This window comes from Streptomyces sp. NPDC088197 (assembly GCF_044741185.1).
Lineage (GTDB): Bacteria > Actinomycetota > Actinomycetes > Streptomycetales > Streptomycetaceae > Actinacidiphila.
This window is the reverse complement of sequence record NZ_JBIUSD010000021.1, coordinates 76,317-98,467: the sequence shown is the minus strand read 5'-3', so window position 1 is coordinate 98,467 and position 22,151 is coordinate 76,317. Positions and strand designations below refer to the sequence as shown.

At 73.1% G+C, this 22,151-nt stretch carries 20 protein-coding genes; 3 read left to right on the top strand and 17 right to left on the bottom strand.

Going from position 1 to position 22,151, the window contains the following annotated elements:
* Positions 1-4: 4 nt before the first annotated feature.
* From ACIOC1_RS32715 to ACIOC1_RS32705, 3 genes are all read right to left on the bottom strand, one after another.
* Positions 5-1,612: an ABC transporter substrate-binding protein gene (locus ACIOC1_RS32715; RefSeq protein ID WP_391160979.1), complete on the bottom strand. Its 1,608-nt coding sequence runs from the start codon at positions 1,610-1,612 to the stop codon at positions 5-7.
* 343 nt (positions 1,613-1,955) lie between these two features.
* Positions 1,956-2,711, bottom strand: a complete 756-nt coding sequence (locus ACIOC1_RS32710) for an ATP-binding cassette domain-containing protein (protein ID WP_391161383.1) — start codon at positions 2,709-2,711, stop codon at positions 1,956-1,958.
* Positions 2,712-2,847: 136 nt separating this feature from the next.
* Positions 2,848-3,774, bottom strand: a complete 927-nt coding sequence (locus tag ACIOC1_RS32705) for an ABC transporter permease (protein WP_355333572.1) — start codon at positions 3,772-3,774, stop codon at positions 2,848-2,850.
* Positions 3,775-3,917: 143 nt separating this feature from the next.
* Between ACIOC1_RS32705 and ACIOC1_RS32700 the strand changes: the two genes are divergently transcribed.
* Complete coding sequence (locus tag ACIOC1_RS32700; RefSeq protein WP_355332851.1) at positions 3,918-4,556, top strand: TetR/AcrR family transcriptional regulator; 639 nt, start codon at positions 3,918-3,920, stop codon at positions 4,554-4,556.
* Between the two features lie 597 nt (positions 4,557-5,153).
* Here ACIOC1_RS32700 and ACIOC1_RS32695 read toward each other — a convergent pair.
* The 9 genes from ACIOC1_RS32695 to infC form a co-directional block, all read right to left on the bottom strand.
* On the bottom strand, positions 5,154-5,750 hold the full coding sequence (locus ACIOC1_RS32695) for a hypothetical protein (RefSeq protein ID WP_401857792.1): 597 nt from the start codon (positions 5,748-5,750) through the stop codon (positions 5,154-5,156).
* Between the two features lie 60 nt (positions 5,751-5,810).
* Complete coding sequence (locus ACIOC1_RS32690) at positions 5,811-6,965, bottom strand: PP2C family protein-serine/threonine phosphatase (protein WP_401857789.1); 1,155 nt, start codon at positions 6,963-6,965, stop codon at positions 5,811-5,813.
* 262 nt (positions 6,966-7,227) lie between these two features.
* On the bottom strand, positions 7,228-9,753 hold the full coding sequence (pheT, locus tag ACIOC1_RS32685; RefSeq protein WP_401857786.1) for a phenylalanine--tRNA ligase subunit beta: 2,526 nt from the start codon (positions 9,751-9,753) through the stop codon (positions 7,228-7,230).
* Complete coding sequence (pheS, locus tag ACIOC1_RS32680) at positions 9,753-10,883, bottom strand: phenylalanine--tRNA ligase subunit alpha (RefSeq protein ID WP_391046334.1); 1,131 nt, start codon at positions 10,881-10,883, stop codon at positions 9,753-9,755. The genes pheT and pheS overlap by 1 nt, the downstream gene beginning before the upstream one ends.
* 186 nt (positions 10,884-11,069) lie before the next feature.
* A complete protein-coding gene (locus ACIOC1_RS32675; protein WP_401857783.1) occupies positions 11,070-12,293 on the bottom strand; it encodes an ATP-binding protein in 1,224 nt (407 codons plus the stop codon).
* 41 nt (positions 12,294-12,334) lie between these two features.
* The gene (locus ACIOC1_RS32670; protein WP_401721246.1) at positions 12,335-13,192 is read right to left on the bottom strand and encodes a TrmH family RNA methyltransferase; all 858 of its coding nucleotides are present in this window, start codon (positions 13,190-13,192) and stop codon (positions 12,335-12,337) included.
* Between the two features lie 106 nt (positions 13,193-13,298).
* Positions 13,299-13,682: a 50S ribosomal protein L20 gene (rplT, locus tag ACIOC1_RS32665; RefSeq protein WP_018564305.1), complete on the bottom strand. Its 384-nt coding sequence runs from the start codon at positions 13,680-13,682 to the stop codon at positions 13,299-13,301.
* A 98-nt stretch (positions 13,683-13,780) separates the two neighbouring features.
* Positions 13,781-13,975 (bottom strand): 50S ribosomal protein L35, encoded by a 195-nt coding sequence (gene rpmI, locus ACIOC1_RS32660; protein ID WP_327291998.1) that lies wholly within the window; start codon positions 13,973-13,975, stop codon positions 13,781-13,783.
* Positions 13,976-14,085: 110 nt separating this feature from the next.
* Complete coding sequence (gene infC / locus ACIOC1_RS32655; RefSeq protein WP_401857819.1) at positions 14,086-14,748, bottom strand: translation initiation factor IF-3; 663 nt, start codon at positions 14,746-14,748, stop codon at positions 14,086-14,088.
* 360 nt (positions 14,749-15,108) lie between these two features.
* On the opposite strand from infC, the gene ACIOC1_RS32650 reads away from it, so the two are divergent.
* A complete protein-coding gene (locus ACIOC1_RS32650; protein ID WP_188281368.1) occupies positions 15,109-15,462 on the top strand; it encodes a DUF1844 domain-containing protein in 354 nt (117 codons plus the stop codon).
* Positions 15,463-15,526: 64 nt separating this feature from the next.
* Here ACIOC1_RS32650 and ACIOC1_RS32645 read toward each other — a convergent pair whose 3' ends face one another.
* The 4 genes from ACIOC1_RS32645 to ACIOC1_RS32630 form a co-directional block, all read right to left on the bottom strand.
* Positions 15,527-16,285 (bottom strand): MIP family channel protein, encoded by a 759-nt coding sequence (locus tag ACIOC1_RS32645; protein WP_355332870.1) that lies wholly within the window; start codon positions 16,283-16,285, stop codon positions 15,527-15,529.
* Positions 16,286-16,509: 224 nt separating this feature from the next.
* A complete protein-coding gene (locus tag ACIOC1_RS32640; protein ID WP_401857778.1) occupies positions 16,510-17,244 on the bottom strand; it encodes an SseB family protein in 735 nt (244 codons plus the stop codon).
* Between the two features lie 9 nt (positions 17,245-17,253).
* Positions 17,254-18,489 carry a type VII secretion-associated serine protease mycosin gene (gene mycP / locus ACIOC1_RS32635; protein WP_355332876.1) on the bottom strand — a complete coding sequence of 412 codons (1,236 nt, stop codon included), beginning with the start codon at positions 18,487-18,489 and terminating at the stop codon, positions 17,254-17,256.
* Entirely contained in the window at positions 18,486-19,586 is a 1,101-nt protein-coding gene (locus ACIOC1_RS32630) for a hypothetical protein (protein ID WP_401857774.1), read from the bottom strand. The genes mycP and ACIOC1_RS32630 overlap by 4 nt, the downstream gene beginning before the upstream one ends.
* Positions 19,587-19,751: 165 nt before the next feature.
* Between ACIOC1_RS32630 and ACIOC1_RS32625 the strand changes: the two genes are divergently transcribed.
* Positions 19,752-20,954 (top strand): amino acid deaminase/aldolase, encoded by a 1,203-nt coding sequence (locus tag ACIOC1_RS32625; RefSeq protein WP_355332882.1) that lies wholly within the window; start codon positions 19,752-19,754, stop codon positions 20,952-20,954.
* Between the two features lie 78 nt (positions 20,955-21,032).
* On the opposite strand, the gene ACIOC1_RS32620 is transcribed toward ACIOC1_RS32625, so the two are convergent.
* Positions 21,033-22,025 (bottom strand): DUF2510 domain-containing protein, encoded by a 993-nt coding sequence (locus ACIOC1_RS32620; RefSeq protein WP_401857771.1) that lies wholly within the window; start codon positions 22,023-22,025, stop codon positions 21,033-21,035.
* Between the last annotated feature and the right edge of the window lie 126 nt (positions 22,026-22,151).

Sequence of the window (22,151 nt, the reverse complement as noted above, 5' to 3'; positions counted from 1 at the left end):
GCCGTCAGCCCAGCATGCGGATGGTCGTCGGCGCGATGCCCCAGGGCACGTCGGCGGTGGCCTTGTTGAAGAAGGTCGGCGCCGCGGTCTGCGCGAGGGGGTAGGCGTCGGCCCGGTCGATCAGTTCCTTCTCCGCGCTCTGCCACAGGTCGCACGCCGCCGTGGTGTCCTTGGCGGTCATCGCCTGCTTGGCCAGGTCGTCGTACGCGGGGTTGCGCACGTCCATGAAGTTGTAGCCGCCCTTCTCGCTGGTGGCGCCGAGGAAGAACAGGCTGAGCGTGGAGGGCTTGTTGGGGGCGAGCTGGATGAAGCCGGTGTCCCAGTCGTAGGACTGGTAGAGGTCGGTGGACCAGCCGGTCGGGTCCTCGGCGACGAGCTTGGTGTCGACGCCGATCTCCTTCCACTCGGCCTGGATCTCCTCGGCGGCGGCGGAGTGGCTGGGCGTGCCCGCGTCGTACAGGAAGCGGATGGTCAGCGGCTTGCCGTCCTTGGAGCGCTTGCCGCCGGAGCCTGCCGGGTAACCGGCCTCGTCCAGCAGCGCGCCGGCCTTCGCCTTGTCGGTGGCGGGCAGCGTCCACTTCGGGCCGCCCTTGACGCACAGGAACGGCGCCTGGACGACCAGCGACTTCATCTCCTCGGAGTGGCCGTTGGTGACGAGGTCGCCGACCGAGGAGCGGTCGAGGGCGAGTGTGAGCGCCTTGCGCACGCGCTCGTCGGAGGTCGGCCGGCTGGAGCGCTCGTTGAAGAGCATCTCGCCGATCGGGTTCGGCACGCCCTTGGACGCCAGCTTGGCGGCCTGGAGGCGGTCGCGGTCGGTGCCCGCCACGCCTGCCGCGTTGAGTCCGCCGGACAGCAGCAGGTTCGCCGCCGTGGACTCGTCGGTCACGACCTTCCCGACGACCTTGTCGGGCAGCCCCTTGGTGCTGCTGGTGACGCCCTGGGGTCCCCAGGTGTAGTCGGTGCGCTTGGTGTAGACGTACTCGTTGCCCGCCTTGGCGGTGGTCAGGTGGAACAGCGCCGTGCCGTTGGTCGCGTTCTTCAGCGAGTCGGGCTTGTCGAGGCCGCCCTGGCAGACCATCTCGACCTCGCCCGTCATGCTGAGCAGGAACGGGTTGCTGGTCTTCGAGGTGATCGTGAGCTTGTTGCCCTCGGCCGTGGCCTTCATGTCGGCGGTGACGTCGGAGCCGTGCCAGAAGGTGCCGTGCTTGGCGTCCGCCTGGTAGGTGATGTTGTTCGCGGCCGTCGCGGCCGTGAACGTGCTGCCGTCGGAACAGGTGACGCCGTCCTTGAGGGTGTACGTCACGGAGGTGGGGGTCTGCGTCCAGCTCTGCGCGAGCCACGGCAGGGACTGGCCGTCCCCCGAGGTGTAGACGAGCGATTCGTAGGCGTACGGCACGAGCTGGCGCTGCACGAGCGAGACCCCGGTGAGCGGCGAGAGGCTGCCCGGGTCGTCGTTGAGCCCGACGTTGAACGTGCCGCCGGAGACGTACGAGGTCGGGCCTGCGCTCGCCTTGGCGCCGGAGCCTGAGCCGGAACCGCAGGCGGCGAGCGTTACGGCCGCGACCGCACATGCCGCGACCGCGACGGACGGCTTGAGGTGCTTCCTGGTCATTGCTGTCGTCCTTTGGTTCGACGCGGTGCGGGACGGGAGCCTGGTCGATGGGGCCGGGCGGCCCCGGGTACTCCGAGGCCCTGGGTCCGAGGCTAGAAAGCCCGGATACACCCGACAATGTGCCGACGACGCAGAGAATCGTGGCGCACTGTGCTGTGAACACAGTGGCCGGCACCACATCGGCTCGTGACCGCGAGCCGTCCGGGTACCGGCGTCCCCGCACCCGCGCCGGGTACGGGCCGCTCGAAAGCCGTCCCGGCGCGGTGATCTCCCTGGAGACGATGCAGGAGCGGGCTCCGTACTTCAAGCCCCGACGGCATCGACATGTGCCGCGACCAGCGGTTCAGCTGCCGCCGCTGTGCTCCTCGTAGGCGGCGACGACCTCTTCGGTCGGGCCGTCCATCACCAGCTCGCCCTTCTCCAGCCAGATCACGCGGTCGCAGGTGTCGCGGATGGAGCTGTTGTTGTGACTGACGAGGAAGACGGTGCCCGCCTCCTTGCGCAGCTCCCTGATCCGGTCCTCCGAGCGCTTCTGGAAGGCGCGGTCACCGGTGGCCAGCGCCTCGTCGATCATCAGCACGTCGTGGTTCTTGGCCGCCGCGATCGAGAACCGCAGCCGGGCGGCCATGCCGGAGGAGTACGTCCGCATCGGCAGCGAGATGAAGTCGTCCTTCTCGTTGATCCCGGAGAACTCGACGATGCCGTCGTACCGCTCGCGCACCTCCTCCTGGGACATGCCCATGGCCAGGCCGCCGAGGATGACGTTGCGCTCGCCGGTCAGGTCGTTGAGCAGGGCGGCGTTGACGCCGAGCAGGGACGGCTGGCCGTCGGTGTAGACCCGGCCGCGGTCGGCGGGGAGCAGGCCCGCGATGGCCTTGAGCAGGGTGGACTTGCCCGAGCCGTTGGAGCCGATGATGCCGATCGCCTCACCGCGGTAGGCCGTGAAGGTGACGCCCCTGACCGCGTGCACGGTGTGGACGTTCGGCGAGGCCCTGCGGGAGACCAGCCGGTGCAGGGCGGAGGTCGCGTTGCCCCGGCCGGTGCCCGCGCCGTAGATCCGGTAGACGACGTGCAGCCCGTCGACGATGACGGTGGGCACCAGGGGCTGGACCAGGCGCGGGGCGACCTCCGGGGCGATCTTCGGGTTCAGGGCGGCGGCCAGCTCGGGGGCCAGGCCCCTGGCGCTGTTCGGGACGGCGTTCAGCGCGGTCTCCTGCGTTGCCTCGTCCGTTGGTTCAGCCACGGCCGTACTCCTCCTCCGACGACCAGAAGAACGCGTACCCTGCGCAGGCGGCCACGGCCGCCCAGCCGACCGCGAGCGGCCAGATGTGCGGCGGGAGCTGTTCGCGGGTGACGCTGTCGATCAGCGCGAAACGCATCAGACCGACATATACCAGGGCGGGGTTGACGTTGAGCATCACCGCGACGGCGTGCGGCGCGCCGACGGTGAACCGGGAGAGGTCGTAGAAGACCCCGGAGACGTACATCCAGGTCCGCAGCACGAAGGGCAGCACCTGGGCGAAGTCGGTGGTCCTGGCGCCGACGCGGGCCAGGCCCAGGGCCAGCCCCGCGTTGAAGAGCGACTGGAGGGCCAGCGCGGGGACGGCGAGCAGCCAGCGGGTGGTGACCGGGATGCCCTCGGCGACCACGATGACCGAGAGCACGCCGAGGGAGAGCAGGAGCTGCCGGAGCTGGAGCAGGGTGGCGGCGATCGGCAGGCAGGCGCGCGGGAAGTGCAGGGCGCGGACGAGTCCGATGTTGTCGGTCAGCGAGCGGGCGCCGCCGAGGACGGCCGACTGGGTGAAGGTGAAGACGAAGACCCCGGTGCACAGGAACGGGATGTAGTCCGTGACGCCGCGGCCCGCGCCGAGCAGCAGTCCGAAGATCAGGAAGTAGACGGCCGCGTTGAGCAGCGGGGTGAGCACCTGCCAGAGCTGGCCGAGGCGCGCGTCGCTGTAGAGGGCGGCCTGCCGGGCACCGGCGAAGGTGGTGACGAAGTGGCGGCGGGCCCAGAGCCGCCGGGTGTACTCCACGATTCCGGGGCGGGCGCCGCTGACGGTCAGGCCGTGGGCGGCGGCGAGCGCGGCGGGAGCGAGGTCCGCGGGGCCCGGCCGAGCGGGTGCGCGCGGGGCGGTGATCACGGCGGGAGAGGCGACGGGCATGGGCGGCTGCCTTCGGGTGACGGGCATGGGGAGACACTTGCGCAACGACGGAACGGGCCCGTATCGTCGTCACGGTCGACGGTAGAGCAGTCGCGGGATGGAACGCAACCGTTCCGTCGTCACGTCGGGTTAGGATCGCTCGCATGACCGACTCCGCCGAGGCCGCTTCTCCGTCCACGACGACCGGCGGTCCGCGCCGCGCCCCGGCGGGCGCCGCCGTGCTGCGCGAGGACGTCACCGAGGCGATCCGGGCGGCCGTCTTCGCCGAGCTGGCCGCCGTCGGATACGGGCGCATGTCGATGGAGGGCATCGCCCGGCGCGCGGGGGTCGGCAAGGCCGCCGTGTACCGCCGGTGGCGCTCGAAGCTGCCGCTGGTCCTCGACATGGTGTCCGACTTCGCCGCGCAGGGCCTTCCCGTGCCCGACACCGGCACGCTGTACGGGGACGTCCGCGCCCTGCTCGACGTCAGCGCGCGGGCCCTGCGGCATCCGGTCGCGGCGCAGATCATCCCCGATCTGCTGGCCGAGGCCGCTCGCAGTCCCGAGCTGGCCGACACGCTGCGCACCGCGCTGCGCGAGGCCCAGGGCGGGATCACCGTCGCCGTCATACGCCAGGCCGCCGCGCGCGGCGAGCTGTCCCCCAGCGCCGATCCCGAGCTCGCCCTCGACCTCATCGCGGGCCCGCTCTACTGGCGTCTGGCCGTCATGCGCGCCGCCTACTCCCGAGCGCAGCTCGACGCCCTCACCTCAGCCGTCGTCGCTGCGCTCCAGGCTTCCACGTAGCGCGTACGTCCGCCCCCACCCCGCCGCCGCGCTCCCGGCTCCCGCGTAACCACCGGGCCTCCGGCCCGGAGCCCCCACAGGATCTGCCCCGCTGGGGCCGGTCCGCACAGCGCACCACCGCCCCGGCCGGCCGCGCAGTTCCCCGCGCCCCTAAAAACCCAGCGCACCCAGCCGAGCACCCACGCCCCCGAAGGGGCGCGGGGAACTGCGCGAGCAACCACAACGCACCGGCACCCGGCGAACACCCGGCCAGACCCACAGCGCGTATCCGAAGGGGCGCGGGGAACTGCGCGAGCAACCACAACGCACCGGAAGTCGGCGAACACCCGGCCGGGTCCACAGCGCGTACCCGAAGGGGCGCGGGGAACTGCGCGAGCAACCACGACGCACCGGCACCCGGCGAACACCCGGCCGGGCTACGGCGCGTGGCCGAAGGGGCGCGGGGAACTGCGCGGGAAACCCATCACCGGCGGGTGGTCGGGGGGATGCGGCAACCGCCCCACCGGGGCCGGTAGTGACCGGCAGGTCAAAGGCCGTCCACGTACCGGTGGTGACCGGCGGTCAAAGGGCGTCCACGTGCCCGTGGTGACCGGCAGGTCAAACGGCTTCCCCGTGCGGGAGCACCACGGTGCGGTGGGCGTGGTCGCCCGCCACGTCCGCCGCGGGGGCGGCGGCGATCACGAGGGTGCCCGCGGCGGCGACCCCGCGGAGGCGGGCCCAGATCCGGCCCTCGGCCGGAACGGCGAGGTCGGCGGGGTCGACCAGGAGGACGTCCGGGGCCGGGATGAGGGCCAGGGCGACGGCCAGGAGAAGCTGGTCGCAGACCCCCAGGTGTTCGAAGCGGGCGCGGCGGGGGATGACGCCGGGCCGCTCCGGGTCGGGGTGGTCGGCCAGGGTGAGCCCGGCGGCGGCCAGGGCTTCGTGGATGCGCCGGGCACCGACACGCAGGCCCGCGTGGACGGCCGCCAGGTCGAGGAGTTCACCGACGCGGTCGTACGGGTCGGGGGCCCCGGGGCCGTACACCCGCGCCACGCCGGTCCTGCGCCCGCCGGGCCGCAGCCCGCGCCCGAGCGCGACCAGCATCGCGGTGCGTTCGGGACCCGCGGGGCCGATGACGGCCAGGAGTTCCGCGGCCGATACGGCGGCGGGCGCGACGCCGCGGGCGGGGGCACTGTGCCCGGTCACTGTCACCACGCCGTCCCCTTCCTTCGTAGAGGCGAGCAATCCGCCCATATCTACCAAGGAAGGGGGCGTTCAGCGGCGCGGCACTCCGGAGAGCGCCGCCGTACGCGGCCGGGCCGCCGGCCGTACGCCGTCCCGTACGAGCACCAGCAGGGCCACGTCGTCGGCGGGGCGGTCGGCGGCGTGCCGCAGGACGGCGGCGCGCAGGTCCGCGGCGACGGCGCGGCCGGACAGCGGGGTGCCGGGGCGTACGTCGGCCGCGTCGGCCAGGGCGTCGGCCAGCGGGAAGAAGACGCCCTCGGCGTCCCGCGCGTCCTGCATGCCGTCGGTGCAGAGCAACAGCCCGTCGCCGGGCGGCACATGGCCGGTGGCGGCCGGTGCGGCCGTCCGCGCCGGGTCGAACAGGCCCAGCGGCGGCAGGGGTTCGCCGATCGGCAGCGGACCGGGCGCGGCGTCGAGCAGATACGGCTGCGGGTGGCCGCAGTTGACGATCCGGTAGGCGCCGTCGTCGGCGAGCTCGACGAGTTGGAGGGTGGCGAATTCCTCGGCGACCGGATCCTGTGGCGGGACACCGGCCGCCGCCGGGTGCTCACCGCGGGTCCGCTCCCGCAGATGGCGTCGCAGGGCCCCGTCCAACCGCCGCAGCACGCCCGCCAGTTCGGGCTCCTGATGGGCCGCCTCGCGGAAGCTGCCGAGCAGCGCGGCGACCATGCCGATCGCGGGCAGGCCGTGGCCGCGCGCGTCCCCGATGAGCGCCCGCACCCCGAACGGCGTGGCCAGCACCTCGTAGAAGTCGCCGCCGACGTGAGCGCCCCGGCTGGCCGACACGTACTCCCCCGCCACCGTCCAGCCGCCCGCTCTGCGCGGCAGCGGCCGCAGCAGCACCTGCTGGGCGGCGACGGCGATCTCCCGCGTACGGTCCAGCTCGTCGCAGAGCAGCGACCGGCGGCGGGCGGTCCACATCGCCGCGGCTATCACCGCGACCACGGCGGCCGCGGCGCCGAGCACCGGGCCGAAGCCGTCGAAGGAGTCGTCGGCCAGTTCCGCGCCCAGCACGCCGAGCGCCAGCAGCCCGCTGCCGAACACCCAGAGCCGCCGGGCGCCCGCCGCGCAGGCCACCGCGGGTGTCACGGCGAGGGCGGGCAGCACGTCCGCGCCTTCGGACAACTGCCAGGTGAGCACGCCCATCACCGCCACCCACACGGCGGGTACCAGCGCCCACGGCACCCTTCGCAGCGCACGGACTGCCCGGTTTCGGATCATCCGCCCGGCTCCCCCCAGAAGCCGCGGTCGCGGCAGCGTCGGAGCCGCGGCCCGCATGCCCGGCTCCCGCATCCCGACCGATTCTGGCCATTCCCCGCGCACAAGTGGCCCGCCGAACGGGGTAATCACTCGAATGAGCGACGAAACCCTTGAGCACTCCCCGAAAGACGAAGGGGGCCGCCCCGGTGCGTCCGGGACGGCCCCCCTTCTCGGGTCCTGCGCGCCGTCAGGCGCCGCGCAGCACCGCCCCGGTGAGGGCGTGGGCGCTGGCGACCGCCGCGTCACGCGCCGCCGTGGTCTCCTCGGCCGTCAGCGTGCGGTCGGGGGCCCGGAAGCGCAGCGCGTAGGCGAGGGACTTGCGGCCCTCACCGATCTGCTCGCCGGTGAAGATGTCGAACAGCCGGAGCGATTCGAGGAGTTCACCGGCGCCGTCGCGCAGCGCGCGCTCGACGTCGGCGGCCGGGACCGAGGAGTCGACGACGAGCGCCACGTCCTGGGTCGCCACCGGGAAGGTGGACACCCGCGGCCCGGTGGGCCGGTCGCCGCCCGCGCGCTCGACCTGGTCCATGTCCAGTTCCATCGCGCAGGTCCGCTCGGGCAGGCCGAGCGCCTTGGTGACCCTCGGGTGCAGCTCCCCCGCGTTGCCCACCAGCGTCTCCTGGCCGTCGACCACCGCGTACAGCGCGGCGCAGCGGCCCGGGTGGTAGGGGGCGTGCTGGTCCTGGCGGACGCTCAGCTCGACCCTGGCCTCGCGGGCCACGGTACGGGCCGCCTCGACCGCGTCGGCCCAGGTCGCCGGGTGTCCGGCGCCCCACCAGCCGGTACGGTCGCGGGCGCCGCAGAGCACGACGGCGACCCGGCGGGGCTGGTCCGGCAGCGCCTCCTGGAGCCGCGCGATCTCCGCGTCCGTCGGACGGCGGTCGACCGCGAGACGCGGCGGCGTCTTCTCCGCGCCGGTCGGCAGGAAGACCAGACCGGTCTCGAAGAGCGCCAGGTCGTGCGTGCCGCGGCCCAGATTGCGGCGCAGCGTGGCCAGCAGACCGGGCAGCAGCGTCGTGCGCAGACCGGGCTCGGTGTCCGAGAGCGGGTTGGCGACGGTCACCGTGCGGCGGCGCGGGTCGTCCGCGTCGAGCCCGAGCTGGTCGAAGACCTCGGCGCTGACGAAGGGGTAGCTCGGCGCCTCCACGTATCCGGCGCCGGCCAGGGCCCGGCCGACCCGGCGGCGCAGGAGCTGCGACTCGGTCAGCCCGCGTCCGGCGGGCGGCTTGGGCAGCGTCGACGGCAGATTCTCGTAGCCTTCGAGCCGGATGACCTCTTCGGCGAGGTCGTTGGGGAAGGCCAGGTCGGGGCGCCAGCTCGGCACGGTGACGATCAGCTCGTCGCTGCCGTAGACGTCGCAGCCGATCTCCTGGAGGCGGCGGACGACGGTCTCACGGCCGTACTCGGTGCCCGCGACGCGGTCCGGGTGGTCGGCGGCCATCGCGACGGTGCGCGGGGCCGACGGTGAGACGACCTCGGTGACGCCGGGGTCCGCGGTGCCGCCCGCCAGGCCCGTCAGCAGGTCGACCGCGCGCTGGGCCGCGGCCGAGGTGGCCTGCGGGTCGCTGCCGCGCTCGAACCGCTTGGACGCCTCGGAGCCGAGCTTGTGGCGGCGCGCGGTGCGGGCGATGGTGACCGGCGCGAAGTGCGCGGCCTCGATGACGATCTCGGTGGTGCCGGTGACGACGCCGGTCTCCGGGTCGGTGGCGGGCGCGGCGATCTCGGTGTTCGCGCCGCCCATCACGCCCGCGAGGCCGATCGCCCCGGAGTCGTCCGTGATGACCAGGTCCTCGGGGTCCAGCGTGCGCTCGACGTCGTCCAGCGTCGTCAGCTTCTCGCCGGGCAGCGCGCGGCGCACCCCGATCGGCCCTTCGATCCGCGAGCGGTCGTAGGCGTGCAGCGGCTGGCCCAGCTCGAACATCACGTAGTTGGTGATGTCCACGGCCAGCGAGATCGGCCGCATGCCGACCTTCTGGAGCCTGCGCTGGAGCCAGATCGGCGACCGCGCCTCGGGGTCGAGACCGGTGACCGTACGGGCGGTGAAGCGGTCGCAGCCGACCGGGTCGGCGACCTTGACCGGGTAGCCGAACGCGTTGGGCGCGGGCACGTCGATCAGCGCCGGGTCGCGCAGCGAGACGCCGTACGCGATGGCCGCCTCGCGGGCGACGCCGCGCATCGACAGCGCGTAGCCGCGGTCCGGCGTGACGGCGATGTCCAGGACCTCGTCGACCAGTTCGAGCAGCTCGACGGCATCGGTGCCCACCTCGTGCTCGGGCGGCAGCACGATGATGCCCTCGTGGTCGTCGCCCATGCCCAGCTCCTGCGCGGAGCAGATCATGCCGTGCGAGACATGGCCGTACGTCTTGCGCGCGGCGATCGCGAAGTCGCCGGGCAGCACGGCGCCTGGCAGCACCACGACGACCTTGTCGCCGACCGCGAAGTTGCGGGCGCCGCAGACGATCTCCTGCGGCTCGCCGGTTCCGTTGGCGTCGCCGACGTCGACCGTGCAGAAGCGGATCGGCTTCTTGAAGCCCTCCAGCTCCTCGATGGTCAGCACCTTGCCGACGACCAGCGGGCCCTTGAGCCCGGCGCCGAGCTGTTCGACGGTCTCGACTTCGAGACCGGCGGAAATGAGCTTGGCCTGGACGTCGCGGCCGGTCTCACCGGCGGGCAGTTCGACGTACTCCCGCAGCCAAGAAAGCGGGACCCGCATCAGATCTCCATCCCGAACGGAAGGGTGAAGCGCACATCACCCTCGACGATGTCTCGCATGTCCTCGACGCTGTGGCGGAACATCAGCATCCGCTCGATGCCGAAGCCGAACGCGAAACCGCTGTACTTCTCCGGGTCGACGCCGCAGGCGGTGAGCACCCTGGGGTTGACGACGCCGCAGCCGCCCAGCTCGATCCAGCCCTCGGAGGAGCAGGTGCGGCAGGGGCGGTCGGGATTCCCGACCGAGTCGCCGCGGCAGACGTAGCAGAGCATGTCCATCTCGGCGGACGGCTCGGTGAACGGGAAGTGGTTGGGCCGCAGCCGCGTCGTCATGCCCTCGCCGAACAGCGAGACCACCATGTGGTCGAGGGTGCCCTTGAGGTCGGCCATGGTCAGGCCCTCGTCCACGGCGAGCAGTTCGACCTGCGCGAAGACCGGGGTGTGGGTGGCGTCCAGCTCGTCGGAGCGGTAGACGCGGCCCGGCGCGATCACGTAGACGGGCAGCTCGCGCTCCAGCAGGGCGCGGATCTGCACCGGGGAGGTGTGGGTGCGCAGCACCACGCCGGACTCGCCGCTGCCGCCGGGGCCCTCGGGGCCCTCGACGAAGAAGGTGTCCTGGGTCTCGCGGGCGGGGTGGTCGGGCGGGAAGTTGAGGGCGTCGAAGTTGAACCACTCGCTCTCGACCTCGGGACCCTCGGCGACCTCGTAGCCCATGGCCACGAAGATGTCCTCGATGCGCTCGGAGAGCGTGGTGAGCGGGTGCCGCGCGCCGACCGGGCGCCGGTCGTAGGGCAGCGTGACGTCCACGGCCTCCTCGACCAGCACGCGGGCGTCGCGCTCCGCCTCCAGCTCGGCCTGCCGGGCGGCCAGCGCCTTGTTGACCGCGCCGCGCGCCTGGCCGACGCGCTTGCCCGCCTCCGCCTTGGCCTGCGGCGGCAGCGCGCCGATCTCGCGGTTGGCGAGCGCCAGCGGCGAGGCGCCGCCGGTGTGCGCGGTCTTCGCGTGCGCGAGCGCGTCGAGGTCGGTGGCGGCGGCGACGGCGGCCAGCGCCGCGTCGCGCATCCGCTCGATCTCCTCCGGCTTCAACGCCTCGACCTCCACAGGGTCGTACGACTTGTTCGGTGCCGACATCTTTTCCCGTTCCGCAGTGGATGGTGGTGGGGGCGCCTCCCAGGACGGAGTCTCCGAGTGGAGGCTCTGCCCGACCGGACACATACCGAAGCCCGATTCTACCGGCGCCGCGTGGACCGCCTGATCACGCCCGTCGGTGGTCCGCCGGGACGACATCCCCGGCGAACGCTCTGCCCGCGCGGCCGGTCAGGCCATGAAAGCGGGTGCCCCGACGGGCAGAATAAATCGGAACTGGGCGCCGCCGCCGGGGGCCCTGCCGACGGAGATGGTGCCGCCGTGCGCCTCGACGATGCCCTTGACGATGTACAGCCCGAGGCCGGTGCCGCCGCGCTTGCTGCCCCGCCAGAAGCGGGTGAAGACGCGGCCCATCGACTCCTCCGGAATGCCGGGGCCCTCGTCGCTCACGGTCACCGCTGTGCCGGTGCAGCTCCGCTCCTGCGCGGAGAACGAGGGCTCTACGTCGATGGTGACAGTCCCCTCGCCGTGCCGCACCGCGTTTTCCAGCAGATTGCCGAGGACCTGGTCGACCTTGTCGGGGTCGGCCCACAGCGCGGGCAGCGGCTGGGTGACCCGCACCCGGAAGCGGTCGGCCCGCTGGCCCGCGGCGACATGGCCGTCCACGTGCCGCTGCACGGCCGCCGCCATGTCCACCGGCTGGCGGCGCACTTCCAGGCGGCCGGAGTCGATCCGGGAGATGTCGAGGAGTTCCGCGATCAGCCGGGTGACCCGGTTGGCGTCGGCGTCGACGGTCTCCAGCATGAGTTTCTTCTGATCGTCGGTGAAGCGTTCCCACTTGGCGAGCAGGGTGGCGGTGAAGCCCTTGACCGAGGTGAGCGGCGAGCGCAGTTCGTGCGCGACGGTGGCGATCAGCTCGGCGTGGCTGCGTTCGGTACGGCGGCGGGCCTCGGTGCCGCGCAGCGAGACCACCAGACGGCGCACCGGTCCCGTGGGGTATTCGCGCACGTAGCGGGCGGCGACCAGCACTTCGCGACCGCCGGGCAGCAGCAGATTGCGTTCCGGCTGGCCGACCCTGATGGCCAGGCCGCCGTACGGGTCGGTGAGCGCCCACCAGCGGCGGCCTTCGAGGTCTTCCAGCGGCAGCGCGCGCTCCACGGATTTGCCGAGCACGTCGCGCGGGTGCAGGGCGGTGATCCGGGCGGCGGCGGCGTTGAAGGCGATCACCCGGCCGCGCTCGTCGGCGACCACCAGGCCGTCGGGGAGGTCGTCCGGGTCCAGGCCCAGGGAGTCGACGCCGAACGGTTCCGCGCCGAGCGGGCGGGCGGCGCGCGCCGCGGTGTCCCGCGATTCCGCTTCGTGGCCGACAGGCCCCGGTGTCCGCGGTCCCGCGGAGCGCGCGGTCCGGCCCAGGACGGCGCTGCGCGCCTCGTCCTCTGGCACCGTCACATCCATCCCCGCCACTCCCCTTTCAGGGCCCCCGGGCCGCCACCCTACTAGGTGGATGTGACGCTGCGGCACCCTCCGGGCGCGCGCTGCGCCCGCGCGGAGGCGTAGAGGCAGACGGCGGCGGCCGTCGCGAGGTTGAGGCTTTCGGCGCGGCCGTGGATCGGGACGCGGACGACCTCGTCGGCCAGCGCGCGGGTCTCCTCGGGCAGGCCCCACGCCTCGTTGCCGAAGATCCAGGCGGTGGGGCCGTTCATGGTGCCCTCGTCCAGCTCGCCGTCCAGGTCCCGCCCGCCCGCGCCGTCGGCGGCCACCACCCGTACCCCGGCGGCCCGCAGTCCTGCCACGGCGGTGTCGACGGGCACGCCGACGGCGACCGGCAGGTGGAACAGGCTGCCCGCGGAGGCGCGTACGGCCTTGGGGTTGTACGGGTCCACGGACGCGTCGGTGAGCACCACCGCGTCGGCGCCCGCGGCGTCTGCGCAGCGCAGCACCGTACCGGCGTTGCCGGGGTCGCGGACGTTGGCGAGCACGGCGACCAGCCGGGGCCCGGCGCGCAGGATCTCCTCGAACGGCGAGTCGAGGAAGCGGCACACACCGACCAGGCCCTGCGGGGTGACGGTGTCGGAGATCTCCGCCATCACCTCGGGGGTCGCGGTCAGTACGGGCGCGCCGACGGTACGGGCGGCGGCCACGATGTCGGCGTGCCGCTCAGCGGCCTCCGGGGTGGCGTACAGCTCGACCAGGGTCCTGCCGCCCTCGGTGCCGGGGTGCGCGATGGCCTCCCGTACGGCCTGCGGTCCCTCGGCGAGGAAGCGGCGCTCCTTGCCGCGGAAGCTGCGCTTGGCCAGCCGGTGCGCGGCGGTGACGCGCGTCGAACGCAACGAGGTCAGCTCGGGGGCTGGCATGGGTGACTCGCCTTCCGGATCCGGGGGAAGCGGGCATGGCACAGGCCCGCAGGGGACAACCACCCGCGGGCCCGGAACCGTACCGTGAACAGGGCGCGTGTCGGCGTCAGGCCGCCTTGGGCGCGTTCACGTCGGAAGGCAGCGCCTTCTGGGCGACCTCGACCAGCGCCGCGAAGGCGTTCGCGTCGTTGACGGCCAGCTCGGCGAGGATCTTGCGGTCCACCTCGACGTTGGCGGCCTTCAGGCCCTGGATGAAGCGGTTGTAGGTGATGCCGTTGGCGCGGGCAGCGGCGTTGATCCGCTGGATCCAGAGCTGACGGAAGTCGCCCTTGCGCTTCTTGCGGTCGTTGTAGTTGTAGACCAGGGAGTGGGTGACCTGCTCCTTGGCCTTGCGGTACAGGCGCGAACGCTGACCGCGGTAACCGCTGGCCTGCTCGAGGATTGCCCGGCGCTTCTTCTGGGCGTTGACTGCCCGCTTGACGCGTGCCACTTGATAACTCCTTCTAGGGGACCGCGGTGATGCTCACACGGTCCGAAAGCGAATGAGGTCCCGGATCGGAACGGCGTGCCCCCGTCGGGGCACCGCCGTCACTTGCCGAGAAGCTTCTTGATCTTCTTGGCGTCCGACTTGGCGACCTCGACGGTGCCGGTGAGGGCGCGCGTCTTGCTGGACGGCTTGTGCTCAAGCAGGTGGCGCTTGCCGGCGCGCTCGCGCAGCACCTTGCCGGAGCCGGTGATCTTGAAGCGCTTGCTCGCACCGCTGTGCGTCTTGTTCTTCGGCATGGCGCCGTAGTCTCCTCGTCGCTGGCCCTCCCGTCCGCCGGTGGGCGCACGGAGAGCGTCAGTCCTGCATTACGGCCCGGAGCCGGAGGCTCCGGGGTGTTCGTCTCGTCTCAGGCGTCGGCCTGGGCCTCGTCCGGCACCTCGACGTCGTCGTGGGACACGGCCTCGTCGTGGGAGACGTCGTCGTCGGCCGGGGCCTCACCCAGGCGGCTGGCCTTGCGGGCGGCCTGCGCCTCGCGGGCCTCGGCCATTGCCTCGGTCTTCTTCTTGTGCGGACCGAGGACCATGATCATGTTCCGGCCGTCCTGCTTCGGGTTCGACTCGATGAAGCCGAGGTCCTGGACGTCCTCCGCGAGCCGCTGCAGGAGCCGGTAACCCAGCTCCGGCCGGGACTGCTCGCGACCACGGAACATGATCGTGATCTTGACCTTGTCACCCTGCTTGAGGAACCGGACGACGTGACCCTTTTTGGTGTCGTAGTCGTGCGGGTCGATCTTCGGCCGGAGCTTCATCTCCTTGATGACCGTGTGCGCCTGGTTCTTGCGCGCCTCACGGGCCTTCATGGCCGACTCGTACTTGAACTTCCCGTAGTCCATGAGCTTGCACACGGGCGGACGGGCGGTCGCCGCGACCTCGACCAGGTCGAGGTCGTACTCCTGCGCAAGCTCCAGGGCCTTCGCAAGCGGCACGATGCCGACCTGCTCGCCGCTGGGACCGACAAGTCGAACCTCGGGAACGCGAATCCGGTCGTTGATGCGGGGCTCGGCGCTGATGGGGCCTCCTCGGTTGCACCACGCGGCTGACTGGCCGACAGCCGCGCATGAGTCTGTCTGGTTCTTCCGACCCCGTACCCAAGGCGCAAAAAACGCCCCGTACGGTACACAGGCGGGGCTCCTCACAACCGGGGAGCACCGCCGCGTTATTCCGCGGGGCGCATCGGACGGTGCCCGGTGGTGTCATGCTGACCGGAAACCGTCTGACCGGGGACCCGTCGGCCGAAAGGCCAACCAGGTGGGAGATCGGAGCCTCCACTTGATGGCCGGGACACACGGGTGCCCGGCCGGTCGTTCTCCCACCATACCAAAGGCTGACCGAAGCCCGTAATCCGCCGGACGGGGCATATCGTGTGCGGCATGAGCGACGAACAACAGACCCCGGACTTCGACAGCCTCACCCGCGACATCGCGGATGTGCCCGCCGTCGAGGTGATCACCACGGTCGCGGTGCACCTGATGAGCGCCGCCGCGGTGAATCTGGGGCTGGCCGAGGAGGGCCCGCAGCACAAGGACCTGGACGAGGCCCGCAAGCTCATCCAGGCGCTGGCCGGTCTGGTGACGGCGAGCGCCACCGAGATCAGCTCCTTCCACGCGGCGCCGCTGCGCGACGGGCTCAAGTCGCTCCAGCTCGCCTTCCGCGAGGCGTCGCTGGTGCCGGACGAGCCGGGCCAGGGGCCCGGCGAGAAGTACACCGGGCCCGTCTACGTCTGACCTCTGCCACCGCAGGGGTCCGGGACCGGCGCGGCCGGTGCCGGGCGGCGCGGCCCGCGGGACCTCATGACGCCTCGGTCGCGCCGTCCCCCTTGTCGGCCAGCGCCTCGTCGACGGCGGCGGCCCGCGCGGCCTTGGCGGCGACCAGCGCCGGGTGGGTGACCTGGTGGACCAGGGCGGCGAGCGCGCCGCCGATCAGCGGGGCCACGATGAACAGCCAGAGCTGCGAGAGCGCCGGGCTGCCCGCGAAGAGCGCGGGGCCCAGGCTCCGCGCCGGGTTCACCGACGTGCCGGTCAGCGGGATGCCGACCAGGTGGATGACGGCGAGCGCCATACCGATGGGCAGGCCGTCGAAGCCGACCACCGCGACCCGGTGGGTCACCGCGAGCACCACGAAGACCAGCAGGAAGGTCAGCACCACCTCGGCGATGAAGGCACCCGCGGTGTTGATGCCGACCGCGGACCGGTAGCCGTAGCCGTTGGTGCCGAAGGCGCCGTGCGTCTTGAGACCCGGCACCTGCTTGGCGACCAGCAGGAGCAGCGCGGCGCCCGCGATGGCGCCGAGGAACTGCGCGATCCAGTACTCGACGGCGGTGCGCACCGTGATCCGCCGGGCGACGAGCATGCCCAGCGTGACGGCCGGGTTGACGTGGCAGCCGGATATGGGGCCGAAGGTGTAGGCCAGCGCGAGCAGGACGAAGCCGAAGGCCAGCGCGATACCGAGGGTGCCGATGTACTCGCCGGACAGCACGGCGGCCCCCACGGCGAAGAAGACCAGCAGGAGCGTGCCGAGGAATTCACAGGTCACTGTTCGCTTGTCCATCGGACCTCCTTGTGACGAGCACAGCCTGCTCACGCCATTCTCGGCCTTGCTGATGAAATCCACATCTCGGGTCATTTAGGGCAAATGAACCGGTCCGGACGGTGCTCTGGAGCGGTGCCACCCACCCGTAGGCTTTCGGCTCGACGCACGAGGTCCAGCGCACGAGGTTCAGCGCGCGGGTCTCAGCTCACGGGTCACAGCGCCCGAGGCTCAGCTCATGGGTCTCAGCGCGCGAACAACGGCTCGCCCGGCAGTACGGCGCCCGGCGGCAGCAGCGCCAGGTCGAGGCCGCGCACCAGGCCCGCCCGCAGCACCTCGTCGGCGGCCAGCGCGGCGGCGATCCTGCGCCCGGTCTCCTGGACGTCGGCGTCCGGCGCCAGCACCAGGCCGAGCGTGCCGTCGCCGTCGGTCCCCGGCGTCAGGTGCGCCCGTACGACACCGGGCTCGGCGGCCACCGCGGCCCGCAGCGCCTCCCGTACGGCGGGGTCGGCGGTCGGGTCCGCGCGGCCGGGCCCGAGGGCGGCGGCGCGCAGGGCGGGTCCGGTCAGTTCGTACGTGACCGGCCCCGCGAGGTCGATCAGCAGCGTGTCGGCCCCCTCGTGCGCGAGCGCCTGGAGGGCCTGCGACAGCGGTACGGCGACCGGCCGCGCCTCCGGCCGCCAGCGGGCCAGCGCCGCCACGGAGGTGAAGGCGGGCAGCGCCCGCCGCCCGTCCGGCGCCTGGATCGTCGGCACCGCCATGTCGCTGCTCTTCTCGCGGCGCAGCCCGTCCTCGCCGGTCTCGGCCTCGCCGAGCACCGCGACCACCGGCACCAGCAGCCGGGCCCCGTGCAGCGCGGCGACCACGGCCGCCTCCGTCCCGGGGTCCCGCGCGTAGCCGGTCAACGCGTCGGCCAGTGCCGCGTCGGCCGAGCCGTCGTCGTCGGAGAAACCGGGGTCGGGGATGTTCTTCAGCGCCACCCCGGAACCCTATCCGCCGTCCGCCGACAGACCGTGGGCGGGCCGTCCCGCGCGGCGGGGGCGGAACCACAGCAGCGCGGCGACCACGACCAGGGCGGCTCCGGCCACGGCGAAGACGGTCGCGACACCGTCGCCGAGGAAGCGGGCGGGCTCGGGCGCGCGGACCGGCGGCGCGGGGCCGGGGCTGAAGTACGTCCGCGGATAGCCGACGGCGGCCGGTACCGGGGGCGCGGGCCTCAGCTTCGCGGCGGCCTTCAGCGCGGCGGCCGGGTCGATCAGACCGGTGCCCATCTCGTCGCTGCGCCCGTCCTTGGGCCGGTCCCGCGTCGTGTCCTCCAGCACCCGCTTGACCTGGGCCGGGCTCAGCCTCGGGTCGGCGGACCTGATGAGGGCGGCGGCGCCGGAGACGTAAGCGGAGGCGGCGCTGGTGCCCCAGCCCTCGTAATAGGTGCGGTCCGGGTCGGCGATCACGACGTCGACGCCGGGCGCGGAGACGGACGCGTACCAGCGGCGGGTGGAGAAGGCGGCGTGCTGCCCGTTCCTGTCGACGGCCGCGACCGCGATCACTCCGGGGTACGCGGCCGGGTAGGAGGAACGGTCCGCCTCCTCGCCGCCGTTGCCCGCGGACGCGACGACCACGACGCCCTTGCCGAGCGCGTACCGGATCGCCTCGTCCTCGGCGGCGACGGGCGCGGCGGTGGCGCTGTCGTCGCCGAGCGAGAGATTGATGACGTCCGCGCCGTGGTCGACCGCCCACCGGATGCCGTCGGGCAGCGCGTTGCCCTTGCTCGTACGCGCCTTGGACCGCTGCGGGTCCTTGTCCTCCAGGATCACCCGCACCGGCAGGATCTTCGCCTTGGGCGCGATGCCCATGACGCCCGAGTCATGGCCGGGACCGTGGCCGTGCCCCGCGATGATCGCGGCCATCCCCGTGCCGTGCCGGGCCCAGGAGCGGTCGCCGCGCCCGGCGCCGAAGCCGACCATGTCCTTGCCCGTCAGCACCTGCCCGGTCAGGTCGGGGTGCGTCGCGTCCACCCCGGTGTCGAGCACCGCGACCGTGACGCCCGCGCCCTGGCTCGTACGCCACGCGCTCTCGGCGTGCAGGGCGCTCAGCGCCCAGTCGGCGTTGCGCACGGCGTCGGCGGCGGCGGGCTGGGCGGCCAGGGCGAGGGCCGCGGCGCCCGCGGCGAGCGAGGTCAGGGCGCCGAGCAGGCGGCGGGCCGGGGGGCGGGAGGGGCGGCTCATCGGGACTTCTCCGTACCGGTGGCGCCCGGACCGCCGGGACCGCTGGACGGCCTGAGCAACGCGGTCACCGCGCTGTGCAGGCGGTCGTCGACGGCCGAGGCCAGGCCGGTCGCGTCGTAGCCGAGGCCGGCCTGGGCGGCCACGCTGGTGGCGCCGGACTTGGTGGCCTTGTCGGCGGACTGCGGGGTGAGGGTGCGCCCGTCGGCGAAGCCGGTGACCGCGTACACGACGAAGGGCAGGTCGGCGGAGACCTGCACGTCCCAGCTGCCGCGCTGCTTCACGCCGAAGGAGTCGGCGGCCGTGCCGGGGAAGGCCACCGGACGCGGGATCAGGTCCGCGCGGTCGCCGAGGTGCTGCGAGGCCCAGCGTCCGCTGAAACCGCGCATGGTGGCCGACTCGGCGGTGGTGACCAACAGGCCCACCGTGGTGACCGAGGTCGACGTGCTGTCCACGTAGGTCGCGCGCAGCAGGCGCGCGCAGCCGACCGGGGCGAGTACCTGCTGGAGCAGCGGGTCGAAGGCGGCGGCGCAGCCGCCGGGCGCGGCGACGCCGATCCTGGTCCACGCGCGGTCGGCCCCGCCGGGACCCGCGCCCTTCGCGGACACCGTGCGCGGGAACAGCGCGTCGACCGGTGTGCTGCGCCACACCTCCCGTACGGCGGCGAACGCTTTGACGCTCCCGTCCACCAACGGCGGCTCCGCCCGCGGCTTGTGGTTGATCGCGCTCCCGGCGACCGCCCCGCCGATCAGGCCGAGCCCGAGCACCAGGCAGAGCGCCGCCCAGATCCGGGCCGAAGCCCCGCGGGCGGCGGGGGCGACGGCCCGCGCGGGCCCATGGTCGTATCCGGCGGGCGCGTATCCGCCGGGACCGTACGCCGTGAATCGCGGCGCGGCGGCGGGCGGTGGGGTGTAGGGCGGTGCGGGGGGCCGCGCCGGAGGCGGGGGGACGGCCGGGGGCGGTTCGGCCGCGGGCGGCGGAGGTCCCTCGGGGTGCGGGGGGACCGTCGGCGGAGTCTGCGGGCTCTGTTCCCGGCGAGGTTGGAGCGGGGGGAACGACGGGGACGTGGAGCCTCCTCCGTTGTCCACTCCAGTGCTCACCGGCGCCCCCTCGTGACATGTCCTCACGGCTTGCGCGTCACTCTACGGGGTCGACCGGACGTCGTGGTCCAGCAGGCCGTCCGGCATCCGTCCGCGTGACACGGCGGCGGACGTGCCCCGTACGCCCCTACCGCCCGGTAGCCCCTGTCTGGCAAGCTTCATGACATGTCAGAACGCGCTGCCGACCGCACCCGGTACGACCGGGCCACCGCCCATCTCGACGCCCCCGTGGCGATCGTCGACCTGGAGGCGTTCGACGCCAACGCCGACGACCTGGTGCGCCGCGCGGGCGGCAAACCGATCCGGGTGGCGTCCAAGTCGGTGCGGTGCAGGGCGTTGCTGGAGCGGGCGCTGGCCCGCGACGGCTTCGCGGGCATCATGTCGTTCACCCTGGCCGAGTCGCTGTGGCTGGCGCGCGCGGGCTTCACCGACATCCTGCTGGCGTATCCGTCGGCGGACCGGGACGGCTTCGCGGAGTTGGCCGCCGATCCCAAGCTGGCCGCCGCCGTCACGGTGATGGTGGACGACGTCTCGCACCTCGACCTGATCGACGCGGCCCGCGGCGGCGGCGACGAGACCGTCCGGGTCTGTCTCGAAATGGACACCAGCCTGCGGAAGTTGGGCGGGCGGCTGCGGATCGGAGCGCTGCGCTCGCCGCTGCACGACCCGGAGCGGATGGCGGCGCTGGCCCGTACCGTCACCGCGCGGCCCGGCTTCCGGCTGGCCGGGATCATGGCGTACGAGGGGCATGTCGCGGGGGTCGGCGACGCGGTCGCGGGCCGTCCGTTGCGGTCGCGGGCCATACGGCTGATGCAGTCGGCGGCCCGCAAGGAGCTGGCGGCGCGGCGCGCGGAGGCGGTCCGCGCGGTGCGGGCGGTCGCGCCGGAGCTGGAATTCGTCAACGGCGGCGGCACCGGCAGCGTGCAGACCACCGCGGCCGAGGACGCGGTGACCGAGATCGCGGCGGGCTCCGGGCTCTACGTGCCGCGGCTGTTCGACAACTACACGTCCTTCCGGGGCCGTCCGGCCGCGCTCTTCGCGCAGCCTGTGGTGCGCAGGCCCGGCGTCGGCGTGGTGACCGTGCTCGGCGGCGGCTACCCGGCCTCCGGCGCGGCCGGGCCCGACCGGCTGCCGGTGCCGTATCTGCCGGAGGGGCTGCGCTACGACCCGCAGGAGGGTCCCGGCGAGGTGCAGACCCCGCTGCTGGGGTCGCCCGCGGACGACCTGCTGATCGGCGACAAGGTCTGGTTCCGGCACGCGAAGGCCGGTGAACTGTGCGAGCGCTTCGCCGAGTTGCACCTGGTCGAGGGCGACCGGGTGACGGCGACGGTGCCGACGTACCGCGGTGAGGGCAAGACGTTCCTGTAACCACTGAAGGCGACAGGGGGCGGCACCCGGGGTCCGGGCGCCGCCCCCTGTCGCGTACGGCCTCGCGCGGGCCGCGGGTCAGACGCCGGTGCCGCCCGTGCCGCCGGTGCCGCCGCTGCTGTCGGCCTTGATGCCCTGGGTGATCTGGTCCATGATGGCCAGGCTCGGGGCTTTGGAGCCGATGTCGAAGCCGAAGCGGACGACCGCGATGTTCTTCGGGTCGCGGGGCGAGGGGAAGGCGAGGGACTCCACGTACCCGCTGGTGCCGGACTTCGTGACGATCTTCCAGCGGACGAAGTACCCCTTCTGCCCGGCGACCGTGACCGGCTGCGACGCGATCTGCTGGTGCGAGGTCGTGGCGCCGTAGATGTCGGTGCTGTACGCGTCGGCCGCGTTCTGCGCGATGTCCGCCTTGGCGGCGGCCTCCGCTCCGGTCGCGGTGAGCTTGAGCGCCTCGGCGGGCTGGGCGAAGACGCCGCCGCGCACGCAGTCCTTGGTGGCGTCGCCGGGGCACGGGTAGCCGCCGGTGACCACGCTGGCGCCGATGCCGTTGGCGCCCGAGGTGCCGGTCCAGCCGTTGAGCACGGGGAGCCTGATGCCGTCGTAGCCGTCCACGGCCTTGCCGTCGCTGCCGCCGTCGGGACCCTGCGAGCCGTCCGGGGAGTCGGGGTCGAGCGACCCGCCGCCCGGCGACCGCGGTGTCCGGGACTCGCCTCGGTGCGGCGCCGAGGCGCTGGGCGTCGGCGAGGCGTTCTTGTCGCTCTTGTCGTCCTTGCCCAGGACCAGGATTCCGGCGACCACGCCACCGATCAGGACGAGCGCGGCCACGATCGCGATGACCACCGCACCGGTACGGCGACCGCCGCCGCCGGGGCCGCCGGCCACGACGTCGCCCGGATAGCCCGGCGTGCCGGGGTAGCCCGCGTAGGGCTGCTGGACCGCGTCCGCCGGGACGGGCGCGGTCCTGGTGTACTCCGTCCACGTACTCCCGTCCCACCAGCGTTCCATGGCCGGGCCGTTGCCTGTGTGCCCGGGTTCTGGATACCAGCCGGGCGGGGTCGTCGTCGTCACGGCCGTCACCCTATGGCCCCTGCATGAGAATCCCGTAAGGGCGTCGGTCACAGCCCGGTTACACCCGTTCTGTCACCGCGATTTCCGGCCGCCCGGCCGCCCGTCCCCGTGCTGCCCGTCCCTCTC

Coding starts and splice junctions, on each gene's coding strand:
- rpmI (WP_327291998.1), bottom strand. CDS start 13,975: ATGCCGAAGAACAAGACGCACAGCGGTGCGAGCAAGCGCTTCAAGATC.
- ACIOC1_RS32715 (WP_391160979.1), bottom strand. CDS start 1,612: ATGACCAGGAAGCACCTCAAGCCGTCCGTCGCGGTCGCGGCATGTGCG.
- ACIOC1_RS32645 (WP_355332870.1), bottom strand. CDS start 16,285: ATGGACAAGCGAACAGTGACCTGTGAATTCCTCGGCACGCTCCTGCTG.
- pheT (WP_401857786.1), bottom strand. CDS start 9,753: ATGCGGGTCCCGCTTTCTTGGCTGCGGGAGTACGTCGAACTGCCCGCC.
- ACIOC1_RS32625 (WP_355332882.1), top strand. CDS start 19,752: ATGTCAGAACGCGCTGCCGACCGCACCCGGTACGACCGGGCCACCGCC.
- pheS (WP_391046334.1), bottom strand. CDS start 10,883: ATGTCGGCACCGAACAAGTCGTACGACCCTGTGGAGGTCGAGGCGTTG.
- ACIOC1_RS32700 (WP_355332851.1), top strand. CDS start 3,918: ATGACCGACTCCGCCGAGGCCGCTTCTCCGTCCACGACGACCGGCGGT.
- ACIOC1_RS32675 (WP_401857783.1), bottom strand. CDS start 12,293: ATGGATGTGACGGTGCCAGAGGACGAGGCGCGCAGCGCCGTCCTGGGC.
- ACIOC1_RS32650 (WP_188281368.1), top strand. CDS start 15,109: ATGAGCGACGAACAACAGACCCCGGACTTCGACAGCCTCACCCGCGAC.
- ACIOC1_RS32670 (WP_401721246.1), bottom strand. CDS start 13,192: ATGCCAGCCCCCGAGCTGACCTCGTTGCGTTCGACGCGCGTCACCGCC.
- mycP (WP_355332876.1), bottom strand. CDS start 18,489: ATGAGCCGCCCCTCCCGCCCCCCGGCCCGCCGCCTGCTCGGCGCCCTG.
- ACIOC1_RS32705 (WP_355333572.1), bottom strand. CDS start 3,774: ATGCCCGTCGCCTCTCCCGCCGTGATCACCGCCCCGCGCGCACCCGCT.